Genomic DNA, 26,398 nt, shown 5'->3' with positions numbered 1-26,398 from the left:
TTTGAGGTGTTTTAATGTTGGGATTGATTGGAAAAAAAGTTGGCATGACTCAGATATTTCAGAAAAATGGCATTGTGGTTCCTGTTACTGTTATAGAGTTTCAGCCCAATTATATTATAGGGAAGAAAACAGTCGATAGAGATGGTTATAGCGCTCTTATAGCAGGCTCTGTTGATCTTAAGAGCTCTAAAGTTTCAAAGCCCATAAAAGGTCAATATAAAAGTTTAAAAGATATTGAACCTAAAAGATATGTGATAGAGCTTAAGGGACTTGACGGGTATGATGCTGGTGATGAGATTAAGGTTGATGTTTTTAAATCAGTTAAGTATGTAGATGTTACAGGTACTACCAAAGGTAAGGGTTTCCAAGGGGCTATGAAAAGGCATAATTTTAGTGGTGGGCCATCTTCTCATGGATCAAAATTCCATAGACATCTTGGTGGAACAGGACAAGCTACCACTCCTGCAAGAACATTTAAAGGTACCAAAATGGCTGGTAGAATGGGTGGAAATCAACAAACTATTCAAAATCTTGAAGTTGTTTTAATTGATGAAGAAAAGAGAGCCCTTCTGGTAAAAGGGGCTGTACCTGGTGCTAAGGGTTCTTTTGTTGTTGTTAAGAAATCTAAAAAGTAGGTATTTAGTATGGAAAGAAAAGTTTTTTCTAAAGATGGGAAAGAGATTGGAACTATAAATTTGGATGATAGAGTTTTTAATATAGAAATTAGTCATGGGTCTATTTATAATGCTATAAAAAATGAGTTGTCTAATCTTAGGGTTGGAACATCTTCAACTAAAACTAGATCAGAGGTTAGGGGTAGTTCTAAAAAGCCTTGGAAGCAAAAAGGAACCGGTAGAGCTAGGGTTGGTACAAAGCGAAATCCAGTTTGGATTGGCGGAGGCATAGCATTAGGGCCAAAGCCTAGAGATTATAGCTATAGATTGCCTAAAAAGGTAAAAAAGCTTGCATTTAAGTCTGTATTAAGTTTGCGTGCTACTGATGAAAATAGTTTTAAAGTTATTGAGAATTTTAATATTGAGTCTGGAAAAACGAAAGATCTTGCTTTAATAATAAAAAATTTTGCAAGTTTTAGTGGTAAGGTGGTTATTCTTTTGGGCAATGATGATCAGATGATAAAAAGGGCTGGTAAAAATATAAGAGATTTAAAGATTTTGTCTTTTGATAAGCTTAGGGTTGTTGATTTATTTTATGCTAAGAATTTAATAGCTTTAGAATCTGCTGTTAACAAGCTCAATGAGTTTTACATTAAATAAAAAGGATGTTGAGGATAAGTATGAAGGCTTATGATATAATAGTTTCACCTATGCTAACTGAAAAAACTAATACTCAAAGGGAAAGTATTAATGTTTATGTTTTTAAAGTTAATAAGAGAGCAAATAAAAAAGAGGTTGGTGCAGCAATAAAAGAACTTTTCAATGTTACTCCAGTATCATGTAATTTGCTCAATATTAAAAGTAAGGCCAAGGTTGTGGTGTCTCGAAAAGGGTATCCTATAGGTAAGGGAAAAACTTCTTCATGGAAGAAGGCATATGTTTATCTCAAAAAGGAAGATAAAATAGATATTTTTTAGTGGTTTTGGAGAAAAATAAATATGGGTATTAAGACTTATAAGCCAAAAACTTCTTCTTTGCGCTATAAGACGACTTTATCTTTTGATGATTTGAGCAAAGGTAATGATCCTTTGAAATCTTTAACAAAAGGTAAAAAATTTAAATCGGGCAGAGATTCTTCTGGTAGGATTAGTATTAGAAGAAGAGGTGGTGGGCATAAGAGAAAGTATAGGTTGATTGATTTTAATCGAAGAGATAAATTTAGCATTCCTGCTCGAGTTGCTTCTATTGAATATGATCCTAATAGAAGTGCTAATATAGCTTTGCTTGTTTATAAAGATGGAGAAAAAAGGTATATTATTTCTCCTAAAGGCATTAAGGTTGGAGATGTTTTGGAAAGCGGTCCGAATGCCCCAATTAAAATTGGCAATGCCTTACCTCTTGAAAATATTCCTATTGGAAGAACTGTTCACAATATTGAGCTTAATGTGGGAAAGGGTGGACAACTTATAAGAAGTGCCGGTGGATATGCTATGATACTTGCTTCTGACGGGAATTATGTCACTGTAAAATTATCATCTGGTGAGATGAGATTGATTTTTAAAAAATGTATTGCAACAATTGGTGAAATTGGAAATGAAGATTATGCCAATATTTCTATAGGGAAAGCTGGTAAAAGTAGGTGGCTTGGTAAAAGACCCAAAGTCAGAGGTGTTGCTATGAATCCTGTTGACCATCCACATGGTGGTGGTGAAGGAAAAACTTCTGGAGGTCGTCATCCTGTGTCTCCTTGGGGACAGCCTACTAAAGGCTATAAGACTCGCAAGAAAAAGAGATATTCAGATAAATTTATTATTAAAAGAAGAAATAAATAGGAGAGCATAGTGGCAAGATCTATTAAAAAAGGACCTTTTATAGAAAAGAGTCTTTATCAAAAAGTTTTATCATCTTTTGGAAGTGAGAAGAGAGTTGTTATTAAAACTTACTCCAGATCTTCGACAATAATTCCTGAAATGGTAAGTCTTACTATATCTGTTTACAATGGCAAAACTTTTATACCTATTTATATTACTGAGGATCTTGTGGGGCACAAGCTTGGCGAGTTTTCACCTACAAGGATTTTTAGAGGGCATGCCAAGTCAGATAAAAAGGGAAGGAAGTAAGTAGTTATGTTGGTAAATAGAAGATATACAGCAAAGGGCAAAAATTTACCCTCTTCTCCAAAAAAAGTTAGGCCAATAGCTGACAATATACGGGGGAAGCCTTATATTAAGGCTATTGCAGTGCTTTGTTCTATGCCTAATAAAGGAGCCAAGCTTTTAGAAAAAGTTGTTAAATCAGCAGCATCAAATGCGATGTATCACAATAAAAATCTTTCCGAAGACATGATATTTGTTAAAACAGTTATGGTTGATGATGGGCGTCGTCGTAAAAAGATTTGGCCTAGAGCTAGGGGTAGAGCTGATAGGCTTGTTAATAGAAATTGTCATATTTTTGTTGAAGTTGATGAAAAAAAAGATATTAAAGGATAAAGCATGGGCCAAAAAGTACATCCATATAGCCTAAGGGTAAAAATTAATAAGGATTGGAAATCAAAATGGTATTTTGATAAAAAATTGTATTCTGCAATTCTTCATGAAGACTTTTTAATAAGACGAGAAATTATGAAGTTTCTTAAAGGGATTAAATTTGATATTTCTGATATAGAAATAATTAGAAATAATCCTCAAAAGGTAACAGTAGTAATTGTTACTCCAAGGCCTGGTTCTGTGATAGGACTTAAAGGTTCTAATCTTGAAAAGATTGGTCAATTGTTAACCAAAAAAATTTCTAAAAAGATTAGCATTAAGATTAAAGAGGTTAAAAGGCCAGAGCTTGATGCTCAAATTATTGCTAATGGGATTGCAAAGCAAGTAGAAAATAGAGCGTCTTATAGAAAAGTTTTAAAATCATCTCTTTCTACCTCTATGTTAAAAGGCGCTCAAGGGCTAAAAATTAAGATTGCTGGTAGACTTGGTGGGGCGGAGATTGCTCGAAGCTTTGAGGTTAAGGAAGGTCGGGTTCCTTTGCACACTCTTAGAGCCAATATAGATTATGGATTTTCTGAGGCTCAAACTACTTATGGCATTATTGGAGTTAAGGTTTGGTTATTTAAAGGTGAAGTTTTGGGTAGACAAACCAATTCTGATGCTGGTCAGGTAATAAATAAAAAGCCTTTTAAGGAAAGAGGCGATGCTGTTAAAAATTTTGATAAAACTTTAAATAATAGAGAAAAGACTAATGAAAAGCAAGCTAGGTTTTTGAATAAAAAAGACGGACCATCTAAAGATGAAGTAGATCTTTTAAGTAAAAAAAAGCTTAGTGCATCTTTTTCTAAAGGAAGAAGCGATTCTAATGAGCAGGATATTGGAGGATAATTAGATGTTAAGTCCAAAAAAGGTTAAATATAGAAAAAAACAGAGAGGAAGATTGTCTGGAGAGGCCCAGAAGGGCAATAAAATTTCTTTTGGTGAATATGGACTTGTTTCTTTGGAAACAAATTTTATTACTGCTCGTCAAATTGAGGCTGCTCGTATTGCAATGACTCGTAAAATAAAAAGAGGTGGAAGGGTTTGGATAAGAATATTTCCTGATATTCCTTATACTAAAAAACCAGCTGAAACTAGAATGGGTAAGGGCAAGGGGGGTGTTGATCATTGGAATGCTCCCGTTAAGCTTGGCACTGTTATGTTTGAAATGTCAGGAGTTGTGGAAGAGCTTGCTCAAGAGGCTATGTCGCTTGCAAGCTCTAAGCTTCCAGTAAAAACTATGTTTGTTGTAAGGCGAGATTTGAGGTAATTATGTTAAAAAATTTTAAGAATTTTACTCTTGAGGATATGAAGGCTAAAAGGCTAGAATTAAAGAAAGAATATTTAGATTTAAGATTTAAATCTGTTGTTGGTCATGTTGAAAATCCTTTGAAGAAAAGAGAGATTAGACGTGATATTGCAAGGCTTAATACAATGATTTGTGAATATGAATTAGGTATTAGAAAGGTTTAGATATGGCAAGAGAAAATAAAAAAGAATTAATTGGCAAAGTTGTTAGTGATAAGATGTCTAAGACTATAGTAGTAGAAATTGTTCAAAGAAAGATGCATCCAATTTATCATAAGTATTTAAAGGTTAGTAAAAAAGTTAAAGCGCATGATGAAAAAGAAGTTTCAAAGATTGGCGATAAGGTAAAAATTATTGAGGTTCGACCTATTAGTAAAGATAAAAGATGGGCTCTTGTTGAGGTTTTAGAAAAATTAAAATAGTTTTGATTTTTCTAAAGGAGGTTGATTATGATTCAGATGCAAACTTATTTAACAATTGCGGATAATACTGGTGGCAAAGTGGCGCAATGTATTAAGGTGCTTGGTGGCAGTAAAAGGCGTTATGCCAAAATTGGGGATATAATAACTATTACGGTAAAGCAAGCAATTCCTAATTCTTCTGTTAAAAAAGGGGATGTTTATAAGGCTGTAATTGTTAGGACTTCTAAAGAAGTAAGACGCAAGAACGGAACTTATGTTAGGTTTGATGATAATGCTTGTGTGATACTTGATGCTAATTTAAATCCTAGGGGCAAAAGGGTATTTGGACCTGTTGCAAGAGAACTTAGGGATGCTAATTTTATGAAGGTAGTATCATTAGCTTCAGAGGTTATATAGCAAAAGGGGGTTTTGTGAAGACAAAGTTGAAGATAGGTGATAGCGTGAAAATTCTTTCTGGAAAAGATAGGGGTAGAATAGGCAAGATTGCTAGTATAAATAGAAAAAAAAATAAAGTTATTGTTGAATCTTGCAATATGGTTAAAAAAGTCATTAAAGCTAGGACGCCTCAAGAAAAAGGTAGAATAATAGATAAGGAGGCCGCTATAGATATTTCAAATGTGATGATATTTGTCAAGGGAACTTCTTCAAGATTAGGCATTAGATTTGAAAATAATGAAAAGATAAGGTATCTTAAAAAAAATGGACAGAGGATATAGAGTTTATGAATTATGTTCCTGAATTGAAGAAGTATTATAAAGACAGTGTTATAAAAGAGCTTGTTAAGGAATTTGAATATAAATCTATAATGCAAGTTCCCAAGCTTGAGAAGATAGTAATTTCTGTAGGTGTTGGGGAGGCTGTTAGGAATAAGAAGTTATTAGATTCTGCTGTTTTAGAGCTCGCTCAGATCACTGGTCAGAAAGCTGTAAAAACAAAAGCAAAAAAAGCAATAGCCGGGTTTAAAATTAGACAAGGGCAAGAAATAGGGGCTAAAGTTACACTTAGGGGTAATGCAATGTATGAATTTTTATATAAGCTTATTCATTTAGCATTGCCAAGAGTTAAAGATTTTAGGGGAGTCAATGGGGATGCTTTTGATGGTAATGGAAATTATTCTTTTGGGGTAACAGAACAAATAATATTTTCTGAGATCGACTATGATAAAATAGAGAGAATATCTGGTTTAAATATTACAATTGTGACAACAGCTTCAAATGATAAAGAAAGCAAGGCTTTGCTTTTAAAATTTGGAATGCCGTTTAGTAATTAGGGGATTTATAAGTTATATGGCAAAAAAATCAATGATTATTAGGGCTTTAAGAAAGCCTAAGTATAAAACAAGGCAAAATAATAGATGCAAGTTGTGTGGTCGTCCAAGGGGATATTTGAGAGATTTTTGTATGTGTCGAATATGTTTTAGAAAGTATGCGTCTGAAGGATTAATTCCTGGCGTTTCAAAATCAAGTTGGTAAGGGAATTTTATGGCGATTACTTATTCAGTAGGAGACATGCTAACTAAATTAAGAAATGCAAGCAGAGTTAGGCATGGATCTGTAGATTTAAAGATGTCTAATATGAATAAATCAATATTAAACATTCTTAAAGAAGAAGGTTATATTAAGGATTTTAATTTTTTAGAAAAAGAGGGAATTGCTTTTATTAGAGTTTTGCTAAAGTATGACAGCAAAAGAAATCCTGTTATAAATAAAATAGATGCCATTTCCACTCCTGGTAGAAAAATTTATTCTTCATATAAAAATATGCCAAGAATAAAGAATGGATATGGAATATTAATTATATCTTCTTCTCAAGGTGTTATTACTGGCAAGGAAGCTAAAGATAAAAAAATAGGTGGTGAGTTGATTTGCTCAGTTTGGTAGTTTAATAGGGGGATATATGTCACGTATTGGAAGACTTCCGATAAAGATTCCAGATGCTGTTAAAGTTGATGTTAAAGACAACTTAGTGGTAGTTGAAGGTGTTAGGGGAAGATTAGTTCAAGATATAAAAGACAGTATTAATGTTAAAGTTGAGAATGGCAGTGTTATTGTTGATCGGGTTTTTAATGATAAAAAAGCAAAAGCTTATCATGGTCTTTACAGAAGTTTAATTTTTAACATGGTAAAAGGAGTGACTGAAGGATTTTCTAAGTCTCTTACTATAAATGGTATAGGATATAGGGTAGAGAAACAAGGTAATAGCCTTTTTTTAAGCCTTGGTTATTCAACTCAGTTTGAATATGTTATTCCAGATGGTATTAGTGTAAAGCTTGACGGGAATACTAAAATTTCTGTTGAAGGAATAGACAAGTTTAAAGTTGGTCAGGTTGCTGCTGAGATTAGAAGTTTGAAAAAACCAGAGCCATATAAAGGAAAGGGTATTAAGTATGATAATGAAGTTATTAGAAGAAAAGTTGGAAAATCTGGTGTAAAAAAATAAATTTTGGGTTAATAATTATGAAAAAAATAAAAGAAGCAGAACAGAGAAAGCTTAGACGTAAAAAAAGAATAAAGGACAAAATAGGGCGCGGAGTAGCTAATAGACCACGAATTACCATATTTAAATCTAATAGATATTTTTATGCGCAAGTTATAGATGATAGCAAGGGACATACTGTTGTAAGTATTTCTACTATTGAAAAAAGTCTTAATTTAGGCAAAAATATTGATGATGTAAAAAAACTTGGAGAAGTTCTTGCTAAAAGGCTTAAGGAGAAAAATATAAATAATCTTATTTTTGACAGAAATGGTTATAAGTATCATGGACTTATTGCAAGTTTTGCAACTTCTTTGAGAGAGTTTGGTATTAATATTTAAGGGAGTGTATTTATGGTAGATGTTCAGGCTCAGAGAAAGCAGATAGAAAAATTAATATCACTCAACAGAGTTACTAAGGTTGTTAAGGGTGGAAGAAGATTCTCTTTTGCTGCTTTCATGGTTGTTGGAGATGGGGAAGGACATGTTGGTTGGGGCTTTGGTAAAGCTAATGATGCTAGTGATGCAATAAAAAAAAGCTTAACAAGTGCTAGGAAAAATTTAAGATTTGTTCCTATTCGAAAAGGTACATTGCCACATGAGGTTATTGGTTGCTTCAAAAAAGCTAAAGTTTTAATCAAACCAGCTACCCATGGTACTGGTGTTATTGCAGGGGGCCCTGTTCGTGCTGTAATGGAGGCTTTAGGAGTGCATGATATTTTAAGCAAATCTCTTGGTTCTAATAATTCTATGAATGTAGTAAAGGCGACTTTTAAGGCATTTGATTTAGTTTTGAATGCTGAAAAAGTGGCAGAAATGCGAGGAAAAACTTTGAAAACTTTATGGGGTTAATGTATGATTAAAAGGAAATTAAGATTACAACTAAAGAAAGCTAGGTTTAATGCTTCAAGGTCTAGGTCTAAGAATAAATGTTTTATTAGAAGAATAGAAAATAATAGAAAAATTATTTCTAAAAACAATATTAATGTGCAAGTTTTTCTTGTAAGAAGTCTTATTGGGAAATTAAATAAAAAGGTCAAAGTTTTAAAAGCATTAGGTTTAAATAAAATAGGCGATAAAAAGGTGCATTTTTTAAATGAATCTATTAAGGGCATGCTTAACGAGACTATTAATATGATTTTATTAAGCGAGGTAATGTAATGTTTAACTTGTTAAAGCCTAAGGGAGCGAGCAAGCGACGTAAAATTGTTGGCAGAGGTCCAGGTTCAGGACTTGGCAAAACTTCTGGGAGAGGTCAAAAGGGGCAAAAAGCAAGAAATACTTCGCCAAGACTTGGATTTGAAGGTGGACAGACTCCTCTTTATAGAAGATTGCCGAGGAAAGGTTTTTCTAATAGTGATTATAAATTGGAATATGCAATTGTTAATCTTGGAGATATAGATAAAAAATTTAAGGATGGACAAGTTGTCAATTATGATACTTTGCTTGAAAATAAACTTATAAAAAAGAAAAATAAAAAAATTAAGATTTTGTCTAATGGTAAGCTTACAAAAAAAGTTTCCTTTGAGGTTTCTAAAATTTCTAAATCGGCTGAAAGCCTTGTAATAAAAGTTGGCTGTACTATTAAATTAGTTTAAAGTGGAATAAAGATGAAAGAATTGTTTTTAAGTTTATTTACTGTTAAAGATTTGAGAAATAAGTTCTTGTTTACTTTATTTGTTCTTTTTCTTTTTAGAGTTGGTTCATATTTGCCGATACCAGGAATAGATTCTGTAGCGCTTAAAAGTTATTTCAAGTCGCAATCAGATTTTTCAATTGCTAATTATTTTGATTTTTTTTCAGGGGGAGCTTTTAGTAATTTTTCTATATTTATGCTTAGTATAGGGCCCTACATTTCGGCATCTATTATTGTTCAGCTTCTTGTTTATTCTTTTCCTTCTTTGAAAAAAATGCAAGAAGGTGATGGTGGGAGACAAAAGACTAAAAAATATACAAAATATTTAACAATAGTTGCGGCTGTAGTTCAAGGATACGCAACAAGCCTTTATGCTAAGGGTATTCCGGGTGCCGTTACCATTCCCTTTTATAGATATATATTCATTGCTATTTTAACAGTTACTACGGGGACATTTATCCTTTTGTGGTTTGGAGAGCAGATTAATCAAAGGGGTGTGGGTAATGGAACATCTTTGATAATTTTTTCTGGCATAGTGGTTAGACTTCAAGCAGCTTTGTTTAACTTGTTCCAAAGCATGCAGGATCCTTCTCAAAATGTTAATCCTGTTTTTGTTATACTTATTATAAGTATATTTATTTTAGTTGTTATATTAATTATATATGAATATAAGGCTCAAATGCGAATTGCCATTCATTATGCTAGGGCAAATTCTAATAGTACAGTTAGTTCATATTTGCCAATCAAGTTGAATCCATCGGGCGTTTTACCTGTTATTTTTGCTTCTGTTTTAATTACTCTACCTTTGCAAATTTTAAGTGGTTTTGCAGAAACTTCTTCGATAGCTAGACAAATTTTATCTTATTTAAGGCCCAATGGTTTTTATTATACTTTTCTGAATGTAATTTTAATAATTGGATTTACATATTTTTATTCTAAGATTCAGTTAAGCCCTAAAGATATAAGTAATAATATTCGTAAGAATGGGGGCGCTATTCCGGGAATAAAGTCTGATGAGATGGAAAAATATTTAGATGAAATTATGAATAAAACCTTATTTTCAGGGGCTATTTTTTTATCAATTATTGCAATTATTCCATTTTTAGTGCAAAATATTTTTAGATTTCCGCACGATGTTTCTAGAATAATGGGGGGATCTTCTTTGCTTATTATGGTAGGAGTTGCTCTTGATACATTAATTCATATTGATGCTTATTTGAAAACTCAAGGATTTTCTCATGGAAATAAAAAGAATTATGCATTTTTGCAAAAAATTTAGGAGTGTTTGATTATGAAAGTTAGAGTAAGTGTAAAGCCAATTTGTGAAAAATGTAAGGTTATAAAAAGAAAAGGTGTATTAAGAATTATTTGTGATAATTTAAAGCATAAACAAAGACAAAAGTAAAAATTAGAGGGAATAAAATGGCTAGAATATCGGGAATAGATTTACCAAATAACAAACAATTAAAAATAGCGCTTACTTCTATTTATGGTATAGGTAGAACAAGAGCTTTGGAAGTTTGCAATAAATCAAGTATTTCTCCAAGCAAAATTGCTAAAGATTTAGATAATGATGAGGTTAATCGACTTAGGAAGGTGATTGAGAGTGATTATGTTGTAGAAGGGAAACTTAGAAGTGAAGTTGCAATGTCTATTAAAAGACTTATGGATATAGCGTGTTATAGAGGTGTTAGGCATAGAAAAGGATTGCCTTTGAGAGGACAGAGAACTAAAACGAATGCAAGAACTAGAAAAGGAAAAAGAAAGACTGTAGCTAATAAGAAAATAGCTAGCAAATAAAATAGTTTTTAAGATTTGGAGGGCAAGTTGAGCGCAAAATTATCAACTAATAGTAAAAAAAAAATTAAAAGAAATATCGGAGAAGGAAACGTTTATATACAAGCTACTTTTAATAATACCATAGTTACTGTATCTGATATAAAGGGGAATGCTTTAGCTTGGGCAAGTGCTGGTGGGATGGGTTTTAAAGGTGCTAAAAAGTCGACCCCGTATGCTGCTCAAATAACAGCGGAGTCTGCTTTAAATAAAGTGAGAGATTTTGGAATTAATTATGTTCATGTATATATAAAAGGGCCAGGTATTGGCAGAGAGTCTGCAATAAGAGCTATTGGTTCGATTGGTATGACTGTAAAATCAATTTCAGATATTACTCCTATTCCTCATAATGGATGCAGACCGAAAAAAACCAGACGAGTTTAGCTAGAAGGAGTTATGATGCCTATGGAAAAATTTTTAAAAGATTTCACTATACCTGAAAAAATTGAATTTTTAAAAAGCCAAGGTGATGGGTCTTATGGTAAATTTACGATATATCCTTTTGAAAGAGGCTTTGGGATTACTATAGGTAATACTTTAAGGCGTGTGTTGCTTTCTTCTATTGAAGGGTATGCGATTACTGCTATGAGAGTTCAGTCTAACAATAAAGACTCTTCATCAAAGGTTGTTTCAAGTGAATTTGATTTGATTCCTGGAGTTTCTGAAGATACTCTTGAGGTTATTGCTAATATTAAAAATATCCATTTGAAACTTGGAGAAGGAGAGCAAAGAAAGACAATAAGCTTTAGTGTTAGCGGCAAAGATACCAATGTTTTGAAAGCTTCTCATTTTGAAAGAGATGGAGTTGAGGTTTTTAATAAAGATTTAGTTATAGCTACTTTGTCACATGATGTTAATTTAGATCTTGAATTTCAAATTAATTATGGTAGAGGTTATGTTTCTTCTGAGCAAAATTCTAAGTATTTAGAAGAAGTTAATGTTATTGCTTTAGATTCTATATTTTCTCCTATAGAGAAAGTTTCTTATTCTGTAGAAGATACTAGGGTTGGGCAAAGGTCAGATTATGATAAACTTGTAATGGAAATTTGGACTACAGGTGTTATTTCTGCCAAAGACGCAATAAAAAAGGCTGCATCAATAGTAAGAGAGTTTTTGTTTCCCCTTGTTGATTTTGAAGACAATGTTAATACATCTTTTGAGAAATCAAAATCAGAAAGCTCCAACTTACTTGATATGAGTATTGAGAAATTGAATTTGTCAGTCAGATCTTTAAATTGTTTAGCCAAAGAAAATGTTAAGACTTTAGGGGAACTTATTAGTAAAAACGCAGAAGAGCTTTCTAAAGCTAGAAATTTTGGAAAAAAAAGTTTAGAAGAGATAATCGAGAAACTTGGTTCTTATCGATTATATTTAGGAATGTCTAAAGAAGATGCTCTATCTGTATTGAGTAAGAATGTTAAAATATCTGAATAAAAGGAGAGTTTAGGCTGTTTCATGAAAACAAAATTGGGTTTTAATAGATTAGGTAGGAAGTCTAGTCACAGAAGAGCGCTTTTACAAAATATGGTAATTTCTTTTTTAAAGCATGAAAAAATTTCTTCTACTAAGACAAAATTGTCCGAAGTTAAAAGATTTGCTGAAAGATTGATTACAAGGGCAAAAGTTGATACTGTGCATAATAGGCGAGAATTATCAAAATTTATACATGATAAATATATTTTAAATAAGCTGTTTACCAAAATTTCTCCTGTTTTTAGACAAAGAAGTGGTGGGTATACTCGGATGATTAAATTAGGAAAAAGATATGGAGATGCGGCTGAAATGGCTATCCTAGAATTAGTTGAAAAGCCTTTAAAAGTTGAATAATTAATAATTTGAGCGCACTGTTTTAAAGATTAAATTTTAAATTGCTTTTAAACAGGATAGGAGTTAAATGATATGATATATATTATTTTTTCTTCTATTTTTGCTGGCTTTATATTAGGATTTTTAGTAAGAGTTTTTTTAGGTAGATTGTCTTTATTAAATTTAGAAAAAAATCTGAAAAAAGTAAGAGTAGAATCACAATTAGAGATAGAAAATGAAAGAAGGCAAATTATTGCTAATGCAAAATCTCAAATGCTTAAAGAAAAAAACCAGCAAGATAGGGATATAAGAGATCGGAAAAATGAGATTGTTAATCTAGAAAAAAGATTGTTACAAAGAGAAGAAACCTTAGATAAAAGAATATCTGCTCCTGATAAACAGCAGTCTAGAGTTGATTTTAAAATTAAAGAATTTGAACAAAAAGAAAAAGTAATAAGAGAGAAAGAGGCCGATCTTGTTAAAAGATTGGAAAATATTTCTGGTCTTACAAGAGAAGACGCAAGAAAAATTGTAATTGAAAAAGTTGAGCATGAGTCTAAAAGAGATGCTCAAGTTATTATCAATAAAAGTGAACAGGAAGCACAGCTATTAGCAGATAAGGTTGCAAAAGATATTTTAGTATCTACTATGCAGCGTATTGTTACTGAGGTAAGTTCTGAGTTTACAGTAGCTTCTGTTGAACTACCTAATGATGAGATGAAAGGTAGGATTATAGGTAAAGAAGGGCGCAATATTAGGGCTCTTGAGACTTTAATAGGAGCAGATATCATTATTGATGATACGCCTGAAGCTGTTGTTATATCTTGCTTTGATCCAATAAGAAAAGAGCTTGCTAAGAGGACTTTAGAAAGGCTTGTTACAGATGGTAGAATTCATCCTGCTAGGATTGAAGAGGTTGTGTATAATGTTACCAATGAGATAAATAGCATTATTCAAGAAGAAGGTGAGAAGGTAGTTTTTGACCTTAATATACATGGGCTTGATAAGAGACTTATTAGGGGGTTGGGAAGACTTTATTTTAGAAGTAGTTATGGTCAAAATGTTTTAAGCCATTCTAAAGAAACAGCTATAATAGGAGAAATTTTAGCTAAAGAGATGAAATTAGATCCTGTTGTAGTAAAAAGAGCATGTCTTTTGCATGATATTGGGAAAGGGATGGAAAGTATTTCTGATAATAGCGAGGGGCATGCTATTACTGGTGCTGAACTTGCTCAAAGTTGCGGAGAGAGTGAAATTGTTGTTAATGCTATTGCTGCGCATCATAATGAGGTGAAACCTGAGAGTCTTGAGGCCATTGTGGTTCAAATAGCAGATGCCATCTCAGCATCTCGCCCTGGAGCAAGAAGGGAAAGTTTAAATAACTATATAAATAGACTTAAAAGACTTGAAGACATTGCATATAGTTTTGAAGGTGTTCAAAAATGTTATGCTATTCAGGCTGGTCGTGAAGTTAGAATTATTGTTGACAATGCCTTGATTAATGATGAAAAATCAATTTTACTTGCAAGAGACATTGCTAAGAAGATAGAAGCTGAAATGAGATATCCTGGAAAAATTAAAGTTACAATTATTCGCGAAACAAGAGTTATTGAATATGCAAGATAGTACTATTAAAACCTTGATAATTGGGGATATAATAGGCGAGAGTGGATTAAAAAAAGTTTTTTTTAATCTTAAAAACATTAAGAATAAATATAGAATAGATTTGGTAATTGCTAATGGAGAAAATTCTTCAAACGGTTTTGGAATAACTCCAGAAATAGCAAATAATCTTTTTAGATCAGGTGTTAATGTTATTACTACCGGTAATCATGTATATTCTAATTACAAAATAAATGATTACCTAAATAAGCAAACATATATCTTAAGGCCAAATAATTTTTCAGATTTGTTAGATGGACATGGTTATTGTTTTTTAACTATTAGAGATGAAAAGGTTGCTGTTGTTAATGTTCAAGGGGTTTTAAATATGAATTTTATTGTTAAGAATCCTTTTGATAATACAAAAAAATTGGTTAATATGCTGAGTAATAAGGCTAAAACCATTTTTGTAGATTTTCATGCTGAGAGTAATTATGAAAAAGAAAGTTTTGGATATTTTTTAAATGGTTTTGTAACAGGTGTGGTTGGTACTCATACACATGTTATGACTCAAGATGAAAGAATATTGTCAAAAGGAACAGCTTATATTAGTGATATTGGGATGACAGGCGGATTAAATTCTGTAATAGGATTTAATCCCGATATTTCTCTTAAGGGTTTGCTTGAATATACCCCTTTAAGAGCTGAAGTTGTGGAAGATGATACAATTTTACAAGGAGTTATTATTACTTCTAATTTAAAGACAGGCCGTGCTTTAAAAATTGAAAGGATTCAGAAATAATTTATTAAATATACTTTGTAAAAGGTATCCAGAAAAAACTCGAGAAGAATTAATGATCTTAATTCTGAAAGGTAATATATATGTAAATTCTCATAAAGAAAAAAATCCTAAAATGTTAATAAACAAAACAAGTAAAATAGATTTAGTAGAGAATACTTGTCAAACATTTGTATCAAGGGGAGGTTACAAGCTTTTAGAGGCTATTAAATATTTTGAGATCGAAGTTAAAAATAAAATTTGCGTTGATGTTGGCTCTTCAACTGGTGGTTTTACTGATTGTCTGTTGCAGTGTGGTGCCAATTTTGTTTATTCAATTGATGTAGGCATTAATCAACTTTCTTATAAATTGAGAATTGATCCAAGAGTTAAAGTTTTAGAGAGAACTAACATTTTTGATGTTACAGAATTTAAGATTGTTCCCAATTTTGCTGTTGTAGATGTTTCTTTTAGATCATCAATAAGTATATGTATAAATTTAATAGATAAACTTTCTGATAATTTTATTATAGTTTTGATTAAGCCTCAGTTTGAGTTTAAAAGTTTAAATTTAGATATAAAAAATTTTAATGGTGTTGTGAATGGTAAGTATTTGAAGATAATTTTGCAAAGCGTAATTGAAAAATTCTATAAAAATAAATTACAAGTTAAAAGTATATTAAAGTTAAAAACTAAAGGTAAAAAAGGTAATCAAGAATTTATGTTTTTAGTTGTCAAGTCAAGTGTTTTAAATATTGCAAGTTCTATGCAATTGCTTAGCAATATTGAATTTTAATATTTGTTTAAAGTCTTTTTATTTAATATTCCCGAGAAATTTAAGTTTAATTCTTCAAGTATTATTGGATTATTTTCTATTGTTAAAATTATTCCATCAATTCCTTTAATTTCAAGACATGTTAGGGTTATTTGAGCGATTTGATTAATTATTCCTTCAATTCCAAAACTATTTTCATAAAATTCTTTAGATAAGTTTATTTTGGCAATTCCTTCGCTTAGGCTTAAATTTAAAAGCTTGGTTTTTATAGGGATTAAACTTAAAAAATTATTTTTTAGCTCATATTCATTTGGTCCTTTAATTAAAGATTTTAGTGTTTCTTCAAGAATATTTTTGTCGTAATATATAGCTCTTTTTACAGTTTGTCTTAAAAAATAACCTTCTGGGGTTACTTTTATAAAATAAAGTTTAATAAATTTTTTGTTTTTAAGGCTATTATTTCTTTGGTTTTGCTTGAGTTCTTCTTCAAGTTTTTTTATTTCTGGTGGTTGGATTAAAAAACTTTCATTTTTAAGTATTTTTATATTTGTATTTTTATTGCTGGTTTTTTTAGCTTCAATTAATTTATTATCTTGTGTTTGACTTGATTCGAATAAACTGTTATCGTAATTTTTTTCTTTAAAAATATGCATAATAAGTGAATTTTTGGTTATTAATAGTACACTAATTATTGTTAAAACAATGGCAATTAAAATTAAAAGTATGTCTGATTTGGTTGAGCTTGAACTTTTTTTTCTTTTCAATATAAACACTCATGTGTAATTGGCATAAATACTAATATTTGCTATTATAATGGAAATGTCGGAATAAATAAAGGGGTGTATTTGCTTTGCTTAGTTATAAAAAGGTTCTTATTGTTGGTAGACCAAATGTTGGTAAATCTGCTTTATTTAATCGGATTTTAGATATAAAAAGAAGTATTACTGAGAGTGCTTACGGTGTTACTAGGGATTTAGTTGAAGAGGTTTGTAAGGTTGGTTCTTTTAATTTTAAATTAATTGATACTGGTGGGTTTACGATCTTAAAAGATGAAATTAGTAAAATTGTTGTGAAAAAGGTTTTAAGCTCTTTAGAAAAAGTTGATTTAATTTTATTGGTTTTAGATATTAATGAAATTTTACTTGAAGATTATCAGATTATTGAAAGACTGAGAAAATATAGTAGTAAGGTAATTTTGGTTTTAAACAAAGTAGATACTAAAGATAAGGAATGTTTAGCTCATGAATTTCATAATTTAGGGTTCAAGCGCTATTTTATGGTTAGTGCAGCTCATTGCCGAGGTATTACTAAGCTTAGAGATTTTTTAAAAGTAGAAGTTGGTGAAGCTGATATTGAGAATGGAGCTGATATTAAGGTTGGGATTATAGGTAAGCCCAATTCAGGAAAATCTACTCTTATTAATTATTTGTCTGGAAATGAAATTGCAATTGTTTCGGATCAACCTGGTACTACTAGAGATTTTATTAAAACTAAGTTTACTAGAAATGGGAAAGTTTTTGAGATTATTGATACAGCTGGGATAAGGCGAAGGGCAAGGGTAAATGAAATTGTTGAATATTATTCTGTTAATAGGGCATTAAAAGTAATTGACATGGTAGATATTGTGTTTTTATTGATTGATGTTAAAGAAGAATTAACTTCTCAGGATAAAAAGATTGCGCATTATGTTGCTAAAAGGGGGAAAGGAATTATTATTGTGTTTAGCAAATGGGATCTTGTTGAGGAATCCAAAGGTTATTTTGAAGCCTTAAAGGGCCGTGTAAAGTTTTTTTTTCCTATTTTAAATTTTGCTCCTATATTTAGAATTTCTGTTCATAAAAAGATAGGTCTAGATTCTCTTTTTAAAGAATCTTTTAAGTTAAAAGATCAGCTTGAGCTTAAAACCAGTACTCCAGATCTAAATAAAATGTTAAATTTATGGATCAAAGATTATCATTTGAATATTTCTCATAAAATCAAATATATTACACAAGTTAGTACTAATCCTGTTAGGTTTATTCTTTTTGCAAATAAAATAAAGAATTTTCCAAATTCTTACTATAATTATTTAGTAAATAATTTGCGTAAAATCGGATATAAAAATATTCCAATTTTAGTAGAATTAAAGGAAAAAATAAGAGATTTAAAGTGAGATATATATTTTTATTCTTAATATTTAAGAGTCTAAATCTTTTTGCACTTGATAGTTTTTTTTATGATTTTGATGTAAGGACTAAATATTCAAAATATTTTAATTCAAGCTATGTTCAAAAAAAAATAAGTCCAATAAAGCATTTTATTGCAGAAGATTATTACATTGAAGTTTCAAGTGAAGTTTCTTCTGAGTATGTTTATTATTCTTTTTTTAATAAAAAAAAGAATGCAGGTTATATTTTCCCAGGGTCTTATGTGATTAAAGTAGGTAAAGAGGGTATTGAGCAGATAAAAATATTTTTTATAAACAGAGGGGATACGTTTATTAGAATAAAGTCTGCAAAATTTTCTTCTAGTGCTGATTTTTATTTAGTAAATACTTTAATTTATAAAGATGTTAAATTACCTTTTAAGATTAAAGAAATCGCGGTAATTTCCCTTGCCGATATAATAAATTATATTGGCAAGGTTATTGATTTTAGATATTTTATTCCTGAATATTTTGATATTTATAAAAATATTTCTAATATGGTAGTTAGTTTAAGAAAATCTCTTACATCTTTTCCCATTGCTGAGGTTGTTGATGGTGCAATGGATGAGTATGGCAAAATGGTGCATATAGAAACTGGGTTGTTGCAAAAAGATCCTGTGGGGTTTAATTGCTCAGGATTTGTTAAATGGGTGGCGGATTCGATTTATAAATCAATGACAGGACGACTTTTAAAAGTTGATGATCTTAAGCTTAGACATATTGGTGTTAGAGGCAGTGGTTTTACTAGAAGTCAGGAATTTAATAAGGATCCTTTTTTTGGTCTTGATTGGATTCGTAATATTGCTTATAGGATAAATAATATTAATGTAGATTTAAATTTATCTAAAATCAAGGAAAATGATGTCAATAATATTAAGTTTTTTGATTATATTGACAATCGTGGTTATGAAATTGAAAATTTAGAGTTTTTATTATATAGTCTGGCTTTAGATGAGCCTGGATATATTTATTTAGGATCTATTAGCACGGGTGTTGACAATTTATCAAGCATGGTGCTTCATAAGCATGTTGTTTTATTTCTTTCATTTCTTGATGAAAATAGGATTTTCAGGGTTTCTGTTAACGAGGTTAATGCTGAAACTTCAATTAAGTCTCTCCAGAAAAGATATCCAAAATCTTATATTCATTTAGTTAGAGTTAAGGTTCCTGAAAATTTACCAATAGTGCCTATACCTATAAAGGCAAATAATCAATCGTCATGATTAAAGCTGTAGTATTTGATTTAGATGGCACCTTGTATCCTGAGGCGGATAGAAATAAACTAATGTTTTTTGAATTTTTAACCAATGTTAAGTTTTTTTTAGCTTTTAAACAGATTAGGAAAAAAATACGAATTTTACAAAGCAATCAATTTTCACTTTCAAATAGGAGTGAACTCTTTTCTCTTCAGGTTAAAATGCTTTCTGAGTATTTAAATCTTGATGAGAATCGGTGTGCTTTTTTATTAAATAAAATATATTATAGTCGGATTTTTAGCGATAAGTTTAAAAAACTCAAGCCATATCTTGGAGTTCAAGATTTAATCTATTGGCTTAAATTTAAGGGAATAAAATTGGGTGTAATGTCAGACTTTCCTATTTTAGGTCGTGTCAAAAATTTATTGGGCATTCAAGACAGTTTTTGGGATATTCTTTATTCCTCAGAAGATACTGGATATTTAAAGCCACATAAAGCACCTTTTTTAAAAGTTATTGAAGATTTGAATTTAAGTAGTAATAATATTTTGTATGTAGGGAATTCTTATGAATATGACATTTTAGGTGCTAAAAATGTTTCAATGAAAGCAGCTTTTTTTTCAAAAAAGAATATAAATTATAAGGGGATGATCGATTTTATTTTTCATGATTATAAAGACTTAAGAGAATATATACGTTTGAATATATAGAATATGGGTAAAATATTTTATGATAGATTTTGCGACTATTTTAGTTAACCTTTTTTTGGTTTCAATAGTTTTATTTGTTTATAGGCAATACGATAAGCGTTCTAGAGCATTAGATAAAATTAAAAAGTTCGTTGACCTTACAAAGGTTAATCTTGAAGATTTTATTGAAGATAAGACAAAAGAGATTAATGATCTTGCTGTTGATATGGAAGCTTATCAAAGATCTAGTATAGAAATAATAAAAAAGATTGAGGAAGTTCAGCAAAAGATTAAAAATAAAAGCAATGATTTTGCAGAGGTTGAAAAAAAGATAGCTTATCATGATTCTATGCTTAAGGATCTTGATGAAATGACTTTTAAAGTTCAAGAGAATATACAAAGATTGCAAGTTGATGGGAAAATAGTAGATAAACTTTCAAAAACTTTAAAAGGATTTAATACTCAGATTGATTCGGTTGAATCAAATTTGAATTCAGTGTTAGAAAAATTTGACAAGACTAATAAAGAAAATCTCGAGTCTATTAAAATTGCTAGTTGGGAAAAGTTTGATACTAATATTAAGGAACTTGTTTTTAAAATGGATAATTTGAATAAAGAGATTAGTCTTTATGAAAAAGATTTAGCAAATATTGAAGAGAGAAAAAATGATATTTTAGTTAAGGGTAATGAGAAATTAGATTTAGAATTCAACAATTTTCTTGAAAAGGTCGAATTTAATATTAGCAAATATAGCAAAGAGATCGAAAGTTCTTTTAATTTTTATGAAAACAAATATAAGTTAATAGAAAATTCTATAGAGCTTATTATGGAGAGTGTAAAGAATAAAATTAATGAGAAAGAAGATTTTATTTTAAATAGACTAAATGAAGAATTACAAAATAAATTTAAGGATATTTTTACATATGTTGATGATTGCTCTAAGGAAATTCAAGATAAACTTGAAGATAAATTAGTTTTAGTAGACAATGAAATTTCTTCCATGAGTTCTTCTTTCAAAGACAATGTTTATTCAAGAATTAATTCACTTGAAGAGTCAATGCGAATAGAGATGGGAAAGTATGAGGAGCAAGTTGATGATGTTTTTGATAAATTTAGATCTCAAGTTGAGTTGAATCTTAAAAATATTTATGAGGATTATGAAGATAAAATAAGTCAAGTTGATAATAACATTCGAGAAAGGGTAGAGCTTAGTTTGTTAGATTTGAATTCTAAAATGGAAAACGTTCAGGCAGGTGCCATTAATTTAATAAAGAGACTTGAAGATGATTCTAATGGAATATATCTTGAATTTAAAGGTAAGTTTGGGGCAGATATTGAAGTATTTAGTGAAAGTTTTAAAGGTGATATTAATCAACTTAAAATGCAATTAGAATCTCAACTCTTAGATGTTGATTCAAATATTCAAGACAAGCTTATTAAGCTTAATGATAATTTAATTTCTAATTTTGAAGAAATTAATAGTAAGTTTAATAATAGCTATTCAAGCTTAAGTGATAACATAAATACCAAGTATACAACTCTTTTTGAATCTTTGGATTCTAGCAGCTCTAAATTTGAAGATCAAATGGAATCTAAATATAAGAGCTTTACAGATAAATTAACAGCAGAAATGGATGAATTTTCTTTAATTTATGGTGAGAAATTTGAGATAATCTCTCAAGAGGCGATCAATAATTATCAAGAATTTCAAAATTTAAACAAAAAATTAGAAAATGAAATTGGATCTTTTTATAATATGTTTGAAAAAACCCAGGAGACTTTAAAGGGAGATTTTAATGCTATTTTAATTAACATTAAAGATGAAATTGCTAAAAATATAGTGGAGTTTAAGGATCGTTATTACGATGAAGTAAATATTTTTGTTACTCAGTTAGAAGAAAGCAAGCTTCAATATTCAAAGTGGCAAGGTGAAATGGATTCTAATTTAAAAAATATTGAATCTCAAATAAATAAAACAAATGAAGAATTTTTAAGTTTAATTCAGATTCAAAAAGACAAAGGAATAGAGCTTAGTGAGAGCGTTTTTAATGATCTTTCAGATCATATTCAAAAAAAAGCTATTGATATGCATGGCAGTTGGAAAGATGAGCTTATTGCTTTAAATAAATCTTTACTTGATATTAAGATTTCTAGTGAAGAGCTACTATCATCTGCTACTTTAAAAATAGAAAATCTAGAAAAAGATGTTAACGATAGAATGGAATATGTTTTATTAAAAACAGGCGATATTGAGAGTTTAGTGATAGAAAAATACAAAGAATTAAAAGATATGTCATATTCACAAAGTGATGAGGCTATATTAGGAATTAAAGAATTTATTAATAGGCAAACAGAAATAATTAAAGATAAAAGTGTATTTATGCTTGAGGATTTGAATAAGAAATTTGATGATAAGAATAATTTTGTTATAAGCAAGATTGAAGAATGTGATTATAAATTAAAAGATTTCAAGATTGAATCAGAAGATATTTTAAATAATTTTAAATCTGATCTTAATGAGTTTATTGAGTCAAAACTACAAATTGTCTCTAATATAAAATCGGACAATCAAAAGCAAATTGATGATTTTTTAGATAGAATTTCTAAAGATATTTTAAACAGGAAGGATTCAATTAACAATGAAGTAGACAGTAAGCTTAGTGATTGGCAAAGTAAATTAAATGAAATAACTGTTAAAATTGAAAATTTATTGTCTTCGGGTAAAGTTGATCTGGACTTAATAGATTCTGAGGTGACTACAAAAATTAAAGACCTTAAATTTTCTATAGAAAGTCTCGAGAGTTATTATCTTGAGAAAATAGATGAGTTTAGAAATCAAGGTGCTATATATTCTGATGAGCTTTTGCAAGACATAATGAACCATTTTAATAAAGAAACTAGAGAACTTGAAGAAAATTTATCAAAGAAATTTGCCTCAGTTTTAAATAATTCAGAGGAATTCGTTAAAGAGGTTGATAGTTTGTTGCAGGATAAAAGAACCGATATTGCTTCTTTTCAGGCTAATATAGATATTACCCTTGATTCTCTTAGTGTGAAGTTTAATGATATAAACAAAGAAATTAATGGGAAATATAATGAGGTGATATCTAATTATAGGGGGTATTCAGAAAATATTTCTAGTAAACTTGAAAATGAAATAATGCATGAGATTGAAAATCTAAGTAGAAGATTGACAGATAGAATAGATAGTCTTAGTAAAGGTATGGATGAAAATCTTCAAAAACTTAAGGAATCTTTTGATGTATCAAAATATCAAGTTGAAAAATTTGAATTGAAAGTTAAAGATTTAACAGATGATGGAGAGGCAAAAATTAACGAACTTGTTAAAGAGATTGAACAGTATTATAAATCTAGATTAGAAGAAGCAATTGATTATAGGAGAACAATTGATAGCGATATTATGCAAGCAAAAGAGAGATTTGGGGAGATAACAAATGAGCTTAAAAATAATATTGAGAGTAAGTCTGAGTTTTTAAACGATCTTTATAAGGAAAGATTTAAACTTATTGAGAGTAATTTTGAAGAGAGATATTCTACATTTTTAATTGAAAGCGAGGGAGCTATTTCAAAAATTAGAGATGAAATCTATAAAACACTTACAAGCAATGATGAAAATTTGCAAATCAAGATTTCTGAAATGGATCATAATTTTGAGATAATAGAGCAAAGATCAAAAGATATTTTAGAATTTGAAAAAGAATTGCAAGATAAAATTAAAGATTGTTATGGTGTTATGAATTCTCAATTTGGAGAGATTAAAGCAAGTGTTGAAGAGAATATAAAAAATCATTTTGATGTTTGTATAAAAAAGGTAAACACCTTAATTGATGATGATATTGTAAAGTATGAAAATGAAATTCAAAAGAGAATTGATTCTTTGAAATCTATTGAAAGTACTTTTGATAGCATAGAAAAAAATTTGAATGATAAGGTAAGTGGGTGTATTGATAAAATAGCCAATGATTTTAATCTTAAGTATATTGAACTTGAAGAAAGGTGTAATGAAGGGCAATTAAATTTAGAGAATAAAATTGACAACAAAATTAAAGCCATTGATAATTTAGCTTTAAGTCAATATGATGGACTTGAGAAAAAGTATGCTGATATGTACGATGAGTTTTCAGCGAGATTAAATTCTTATATTGCAACTTTGAGTGAAGATTTTAAGAGTTCTAATAAAGAGATGATTTTTGAACTTGAATCTCAATTGAAAAATCTTAAAAATCTTGAATCTGATTTAAATAATGTTGAAAAGGATGTTATTAGATTGAAAGAAGAGTCTTATCACAATGTTTCATCGCATCTTAAACTATTAGAAGAAGACTTTTTTAAAGATTTAAAAATTAGAGGCGAAGAGCTTAAATATTCTTTGGAAAATTTTATTGCCTCATATAATGATAAAATTCAAAATTTAGAATATGATTTGTCTAAAAATTTGGAAGACAAAACAGAACTTATTCAAAGTTTCCGCTTAGATATTGAACAGAAAATGAAAGATGATAAAGAGAATTTTTATTTAGATTTTACTAAAGAATTTTCTTCTAAAAAAAAAGATATGCAGAGTGAGATAGCTTTAATGGAAACCAATATTACCGGGAAAGTAGATGAATTTGTTGATTTTGTAAATAATAAGCAAAGTATTATTGATTCTTGGTTTTTAAATATTAAAGATGATGTAAAAAATTGGCAAGAAAAATCTTATAGCACAATAGAGAAGAGAATAAATCTTGCTGAACTTGGAATTAAATCATTTGAGAATGATATTTTTAATGTTAAGATTGGTTTAGAATCTTTTAAAGATGGTTTTGAGATTAAGGCTGAAGAGATTTTTAGCAATTTGCAAAACGAGGCTAAAAAAATTGAACAATCAGTTCATCTTGATTTTAAAAATATTGGTGAGTCATTAAATCTTAAAGTTTTAGATCTTGAAAAATTTGTTGATTTTAAAGTAGAAAAGATAGACGAAAAGGTTAATAAGAAAACCGAAGACATCTTAATTCAAGCAGAAGTGAAATTTTTGACTCAGCAAAAGGATCTTGAAGATAAGATTTTTGAGCTTAATCAGAAATTAGAGCATGAATTTACAACTTTGTCTTCCAATCTTGATAAAGTAAGGCGGGAAATGGTTGATGTAATTTCTAGTGATAAAGAAAGCTTTGAAGGGCAAATTGAATTAATGAATAAAAATATTTCAGAATTTTCTGAAAAAATTAGTTTATACAGAAATAACATTGAGACATCAATTGAGAATGAATATAATTCGTTTTCTAAATCTATAAAATCAGATCTCGGTTTACTTGAGGACGAGCTTAAAAAAAGCTTAAAACATTCAACAACAGAGATTGAAACCATAAAGAATAGTTTGCAAGAACAAATTGATAAATTTGAGGTTGAATTTAAGAAAAATCATAAAGAATTATTAAAGGAAGTTGATACCAATATTTTAGAACTTGAATCTAAAATATTAAATTGTGATATTCAATTTAACAAATTTATTGGCGAGATTAAAGAGAATTTAGTTGAATATAAATCTGATTTGAGAGCAGAATTTGAAGATAGTTATGATAGAATAAATTTTCAAATTGAAAATCAAATTGAAAATTTTAAAAAATTGGATGCCGAACTTGAAAAAAATAATTCAATATTTTTGGAGGCTTATTCTCTTAAGGATAAGTTGGAAAAATTATGGGAAACTTTAAAAAATGAGATAGATCTTGCTCAGGAATATAAAAATAATTTTGAAAACGTTAACAAAGAATTTTATAATATTCAAAAAGAAATATTAGGTATTATTGAAACTTTTAATGAGTTAAAGTTAGAACAAGAATCAATTAAATCTATTAAGAATGATTTTAATAGATTTTTTGAATTTTACTCTTCATTTGATAGTAGATATAAGAGTTTAATTGAATCTTACGATGAAATGCAAATTTATAAAGCTAAAATAAAAGATATAGCTGACGAGCAGAGAACTATTCTTGATAATTATGAAAGAATTAGCAATAAAGAGAGTATATTAAAGAGTACTATAGAGTCTGTTGATAAAAACTTTGATTTAATAAATGAAGTGGAGAAAAGATTTAATAATTTAAGCAAGGAGAGCGCTAAGTTTCAAGACAATCTCAAGGACATGGAGAATGTTGTTTCAAGTCTCTTATTAAATAAAGGGCTGTCAGAAGAAGTGTTGATTAATGCTCAGAATTTAAAGGAAATGCTATTAGATATTGAAAATAAGTTGAAAAATACTTTGACTATGAGAGAGAAGGTAGTGAAATCTGAGACAAGGCTGGAGAATTTAAATATTGCAGCAGAAGAGAGAATAAAAACTCTTGGTATTCTTGTCAAAACCGATTCTAAATATCAAGATAATGTTGGTCTTAATAATGAAACTGTTAGAAATTCTGTAATAAAATTAATGAGGCAGGGATGGAGTGCTGAAGAAATTTCTAGAGCTACCAAATTGTCTATTGGTGAAGTTGAGCTTATTTTAGAGCTTGGTATAAGCAATAAAGGTGATTAAAGGTTGTATTT

Annotated in this window: 34 protein-coding genes; 33 read left to right on the top strand and 1 reads right to left on the bottom strand. The window is 29.6% G+C overall.

From position 1 onward, the window contains the following. The first annotated feature begins 14 nt into the window (after positions 1–14). The 29 genes from rplC to HNQ06_RS01750 all read left to right on the top strand — a co-directional run bounded on the left by rplC (position 15) and on the right by HNQ06_RS01750 (position 15,797). Positions 15–635, top strand: a complete 621-nt coding sequence (rplC, locus tag HNQ06_RS01890) for a 50S ribosomal protein L3 (protein WP_002557069.1) — start codon at positions 15–17, stop codon at positions 633–635. Positions 636–644: 9 nt separating this feature from the next. Beyond that, positions 645–1,274 carry a 50S ribosomal protein L4 gene (rplD, locus tag HNQ06_RS01885; protein WP_184107271.1) on the top strand — a complete coding sequence of 210 codons (630 nt, stop codon included), beginning with the start codon at positions 645–647 and terminating at the stop codon, positions 1,272–1,274. Between the two features lie 20 nt (positions 1,275–1,294). Next, a complete protein-coding gene (gene rplW, locus HNQ06_RS01880; protein ID WP_002557071.1) occupies positions 1,295–1,591 on the top strand; it encodes a 50S ribosomal protein L23 in 297 nt (98 codons plus the stop codon). Positions 1,592–1,612: 21 nt separating this feature from the next. Next, the gene (gene rplB, locus HNQ06_RS01875; protein WP_184107270.1) at positions 1,613–2,446 is read left to right on the top strand and encodes a 50S ribosomal protein L2; all 834 of its coding nucleotides are present in this window, start codon (positions 1,613–1,615) and stop codon (positions 2,444–2,446) included. Positions 2,447–2,455: 9 nt separating this feature from the next. Then, on the top strand, positions 2,456–2,734 hold the full coding sequence (rpsS, locus tag HNQ06_RS01870) for a 30S ribosomal protein S19 (protein ID WP_002557073.1): 279 nt from the start codon (positions 2,456–2,458) through the stop codon (positions 2,732–2,734). A 6-nt stretch (positions 2,735–2,740) separates the two neighbouring features. Further along, entirely contained in the window at positions 2,741–3,103 is a 363-nt protein-coding gene (gene rplV, locus HNQ06_RS01865; RefSeq protein ID WP_184107269.1) for a 50S ribosomal protein L22, read from the top strand. A gap of 3 nt (positions 3,104–3,106) precedes the next feature. Beyond that, positions 3,107–3,988, top strand: a complete 882-nt coding sequence (rpsC, locus tag HNQ06_RS01860; RefSeq protein WP_184107268.1) for a 30S ribosomal protein S3 — start codon at positions 3,107–3,109, stop codon at positions 3,986–3,988. Between the two features lie 4 nt (positions 3,989–3,992). Further along, positions 3,993–4,409 carry a 50S ribosomal protein L16 gene (gene rplP / locus HNQ06_RS01855; RefSeq protein WP_002656214.1) on the top strand — a complete coding sequence of 139 codons (417 nt, stop codon included), beginning with the start codon at positions 3,993–3,995 and terminating at the stop codon, positions 4,407–4,409. A 2-nt stretch (positions 4,410–4,411) separates the two neighbouring features. After that, entirely contained in the window at positions 4,412–4,612 is a 201-nt protein-coding gene (gene rpmC, locus HNQ06_RS01850; protein ID WP_002557077.1) for a 50S ribosomal protein L29, read from the top strand. A gap of 2 nt (positions 4,613–4,614) precedes the next feature. Continuing rightward, a complete protein-coding gene (rpsQ, locus tag HNQ06_RS01845) occupies positions 4,615–4,869 on the top strand; it encodes a 30S ribosomal protein S17 (protein ID WP_184107267.1) in 255 nt (84 codons plus the stop codon). A gap of 27 nt (positions 4,870–4,896) precedes the next feature. Continuing rightward, positions 4,897–5,265 (top strand): 50S ribosomal protein L14, encoded by a 369-nt coding sequence (rplN, locus tag HNQ06_RS01840; RefSeq protein WP_184107266.1) that lies wholly within the window; start codon positions 4,897–4,899, stop codon positions 5,263–5,265. A gap of 14 nt (positions 5,266–5,279) precedes the next feature. Next, on the top strand, positions 5,280–5,585 hold the full coding sequence (rplX, locus tag HNQ06_RS01835) for a 50S ribosomal protein L24 (protein ID WP_002557080.1): 306 nt from the start codon (positions 5,280–5,282) through the stop codon (positions 5,583–5,585). 5 nt (positions 5,586–5,590) lie between these two features. Further along, positions 5,591–6,139, top strand: a complete 549-nt coding sequence (gene rplE, locus HNQ06_RS01830) for a 50S ribosomal protein L5 (RefSeq protein WP_184107265.1) — start codon at positions 5,591–5,593, stop codon at positions 6,137–6,139. 16 nt (positions 6,140–6,155) lie between these two features. After that, a complete protein-coding gene (locus tag HNQ06_RS01825; protein WP_002557082.1) occupies positions 6,156–6,341 on the top strand; it encodes a type Z 30S ribosomal protein S14 in 186 nt (61 codons plus the stop codon). A gap of 9 nt (positions 6,342–6,350) precedes the next feature. Then, positions 6,351–6,749, top strand: coding sequence for a 30S ribosomal protein S8 (rpsH, locus tag HNQ06_RS01820; protein WP_184107264.1), 399 nt, complete (start codon positions 6,351–6,353; stop codon positions 6,747–6,749). Positions 6,750–6,765: 16 nt separating this feature from the next. Continuing rightward, a complete protein-coding gene (rplF, locus tag HNQ06_RS01815) occupies positions 6,766–7,308 on the top strand; it encodes a 50S ribosomal protein L6 (protein ID WP_184107263.1) in 543 nt (180 codons plus the stop codon). A gap of 17 nt (positions 7,309–7,325) precedes the next feature. After that, positions 7,326–7,685, top strand: a complete 360-nt coding sequence (rplR, locus tag HNQ06_RS01810) for a 50S ribosomal protein L18 (RefSeq protein ID WP_184107262.1) — start codon at positions 7,326–7,328, stop codon at positions 7,683–7,685. Between the two features lie 12 nt (positions 7,686–7,697). Then, entirely contained in the window at positions 7,698–8,195 is a 498-nt protein-coding gene (gene rpsE, locus HNQ06_RS01805; RefSeq protein ID WP_002557086.1) for a 30S ribosomal protein S5, read from the top strand. A 3-nt stretch (positions 8,196–8,198) separates the two neighbouring features. Further along, positions 8,199–8,504, top strand: a complete 306-nt coding sequence (gene rpmD, locus HNQ06_RS01800; RefSeq protein WP_184107261.1) for a 50S ribosomal protein L30 — start codon at positions 8,199–8,201, stop codon at positions 8,502–8,504. Further along, the gene (gene rplO, locus HNQ06_RS01795; protein WP_184107260.1) at positions 8,504–8,941 is read left to right on the top strand and encodes a 50S ribosomal protein L15; all 438 of its coding nucleotides are present in this window, start codon (positions 8,504–8,506) and stop codon (positions 8,939–8,941) included. Before rpmD ends, rplO begins: the two co-directional genes overlap by 1 nt. 12 nt (positions 8,942–8,953) lie before the next feature. Next, positions 8,954–10,258 carry a preprotein translocase subunit SecY gene (gene secY / locus HNQ06_RS01790; RefSeq protein WP_184107259.1) on the top strand — a complete coding sequence of 435 codons (1,305 nt, stop codon included), beginning with the start codon at positions 8,954–8,956 and terminating at the stop codon, positions 10,256–10,258. Between the two features lie 12 nt (positions 10,259–10,270). Beyond that, a complete protein-coding gene (rpmJ, locus tag HNQ06_RS01785; RefSeq protein WP_002557090.1) occupies positions 10,271–10,384 on the top strand; it encodes a 50S ribosomal protein L36 in 114 nt (37 codons plus the stop codon). Between the two features lie 17 nt (positions 10,385–10,401). After that, the gene (gene rpsM, locus HNQ06_RS01780) at positions 10,402–10,779 is read left to right on the top strand and encodes a 30S ribosomal protein S13 (RefSeq protein WP_002557091.1); all 378 of its coding nucleotides are present in this window, start codon (positions 10,402–10,404) and stop codon (positions 10,777–10,779) included. 27 nt (positions 10,780–10,806) lie between these two features. Then, positions 10,807–11,199, top strand: a complete 393-nt coding sequence (rpsK, locus tag HNQ06_RS01775; RefSeq protein ID WP_002557092.1) for a 30S ribosomal protein S11 — start codon at positions 10,807–10,809, stop codon at positions 11,197–11,199. Between the two features lie 15 nt (positions 11,200–11,214). Further along, complete coding sequence (locus HNQ06_RS01770) at positions 11,215–12,249, top strand: DNA-directed RNA polymerase subunit alpha (protein ID WP_184107258.1); 1,035 nt, start codon at positions 11,215–11,217, stop codon at positions 12,247–12,249. Between the two features lie 21 nt (positions 12,250–12,270). Continuing rightward, on the top strand, positions 12,271–12,642 hold the full coding sequence (gene rplQ, locus HNQ06_RS01765) for a 50S ribosomal protein L17 (RefSeq protein WP_184107257.1): 372 nt from the start codon (positions 12,271–12,273) through the stop codon (positions 12,640–12,642). Between the two features lie 72 nt (positions 12,643–12,714). Beyond that, positions 12,715–14,247, top strand: coding sequence for a ribonuclease Y (rny, locus tag HNQ06_RS01760; RefSeq protein WP_184107256.1), 1,533 nt, complete (start codon positions 12,715–12,717; stop codon positions 14,245–14,247). Further along, positions 14,237–15,025 carry a TIGR00282 family metallophosphoesterase gene (locus HNQ06_RS01755; protein WP_184107255.1) on the top strand — a complete coding sequence of 263 codons (789 nt, stop codon included), beginning with the start codon at positions 14,237–14,239 and terminating at the stop codon, positions 15,023–15,025. The genes rny and HNQ06_RS01755 overlap by 11 nt, the downstream gene beginning before the upstream one ends. Next, the gene (locus HNQ06_RS01750; protein WP_184107254.1) at positions 15,006–15,797 is read left to right on the top strand and encodes a TlyA family RNA methyltransferase; all 792 of its coding nucleotides are present in this window, start codon (positions 15,006–15,008) and stop codon (positions 15,795–15,797) included. Before HNQ06_RS01755 ends, HNQ06_RS01750 begins: the two co-directional genes overlap by 20 nt. Here the strand turns inward: HNQ06_RS01750 and HNQ06_RS01745 are convergent. After that, positions 15,794–16,540 (bottom strand): GerMN domain-containing protein, encoded by a 747-nt coding sequence (locus HNQ06_RS01745; RefSeq protein ID WP_184107253.1) that lies wholly within the window; start codon positions 16,538–16,540, stop codon positions 15,794–15,796. The genes HNQ06_RS01750 and HNQ06_RS01745 overlap by 4 nt on opposite strands. Positions 16,541–16,626: 86 nt before the next feature. On the opposite strand from HNQ06_RS01745, the gene der reads away from it, so the two are divergent. From der to HNQ06_RS01725, 4 genes are read left to right on the top strand one after another with little or no spacing between them, the layout of a single operon-like run. Next, a complete protein-coding gene (gene der, locus HNQ06_RS01740) occupies positions 16,627–17,928 on the top strand; it encodes a ribosome biogenesis GTPase Der (RefSeq protein WP_184107252.1) in 1,302 nt (433 codons plus the stop codon). Continuing rightward, positions 17,925–19,184, top strand: a complete 1,260-nt coding sequence (locus HNQ06_RS01735; RefSeq protein ID WP_184107251.1) for a hypothetical protein — start codon at positions 17,925–17,927, stop codon at positions 19,182–19,184. Before der ends, HNQ06_RS01735 begins: the two co-directional genes overlap by 4 nt. After that, complete coding sequence (locus tag HNQ06_RS01730) at positions 19,181–19,867, top strand: HAD family hydrolase (RefSeq protein ID WP_184107250.1); 687 nt, start codon at positions 19,181–19,183, stop codon at positions 19,865–19,867. Before HNQ06_RS01735 ends, HNQ06_RS01730 begins: the two co-directional genes overlap by 4 nt. Before the next feature lie 19 nt (positions 19,868–19,886). Beyond that, a complete protein-coding gene (locus tag HNQ06_RS01725) occupies positions 19,887–26,387 on the top strand; it encodes a SpiroCoCo family coiled-coil protein (RefSeq protein ID WP_184107249.1) in 6,501 nt (2,166 codons plus the stop codon). Positions 26,388–26,398 lie beyond the last annotated feature (11 nt).

Origin of the sequence: Borreliella lanei, from assembly GCF_014205895.1 — a bacterium.
GTDB classification, from domain to species: Bacteria; Spirochaetota; Spirochaetia; order Borreliales; family Borreliaceae; genus Borreliella; species Borreliella lanei.
This window is presented reverse-complemented; position numbering and strand designations above follow the sequence as displayed.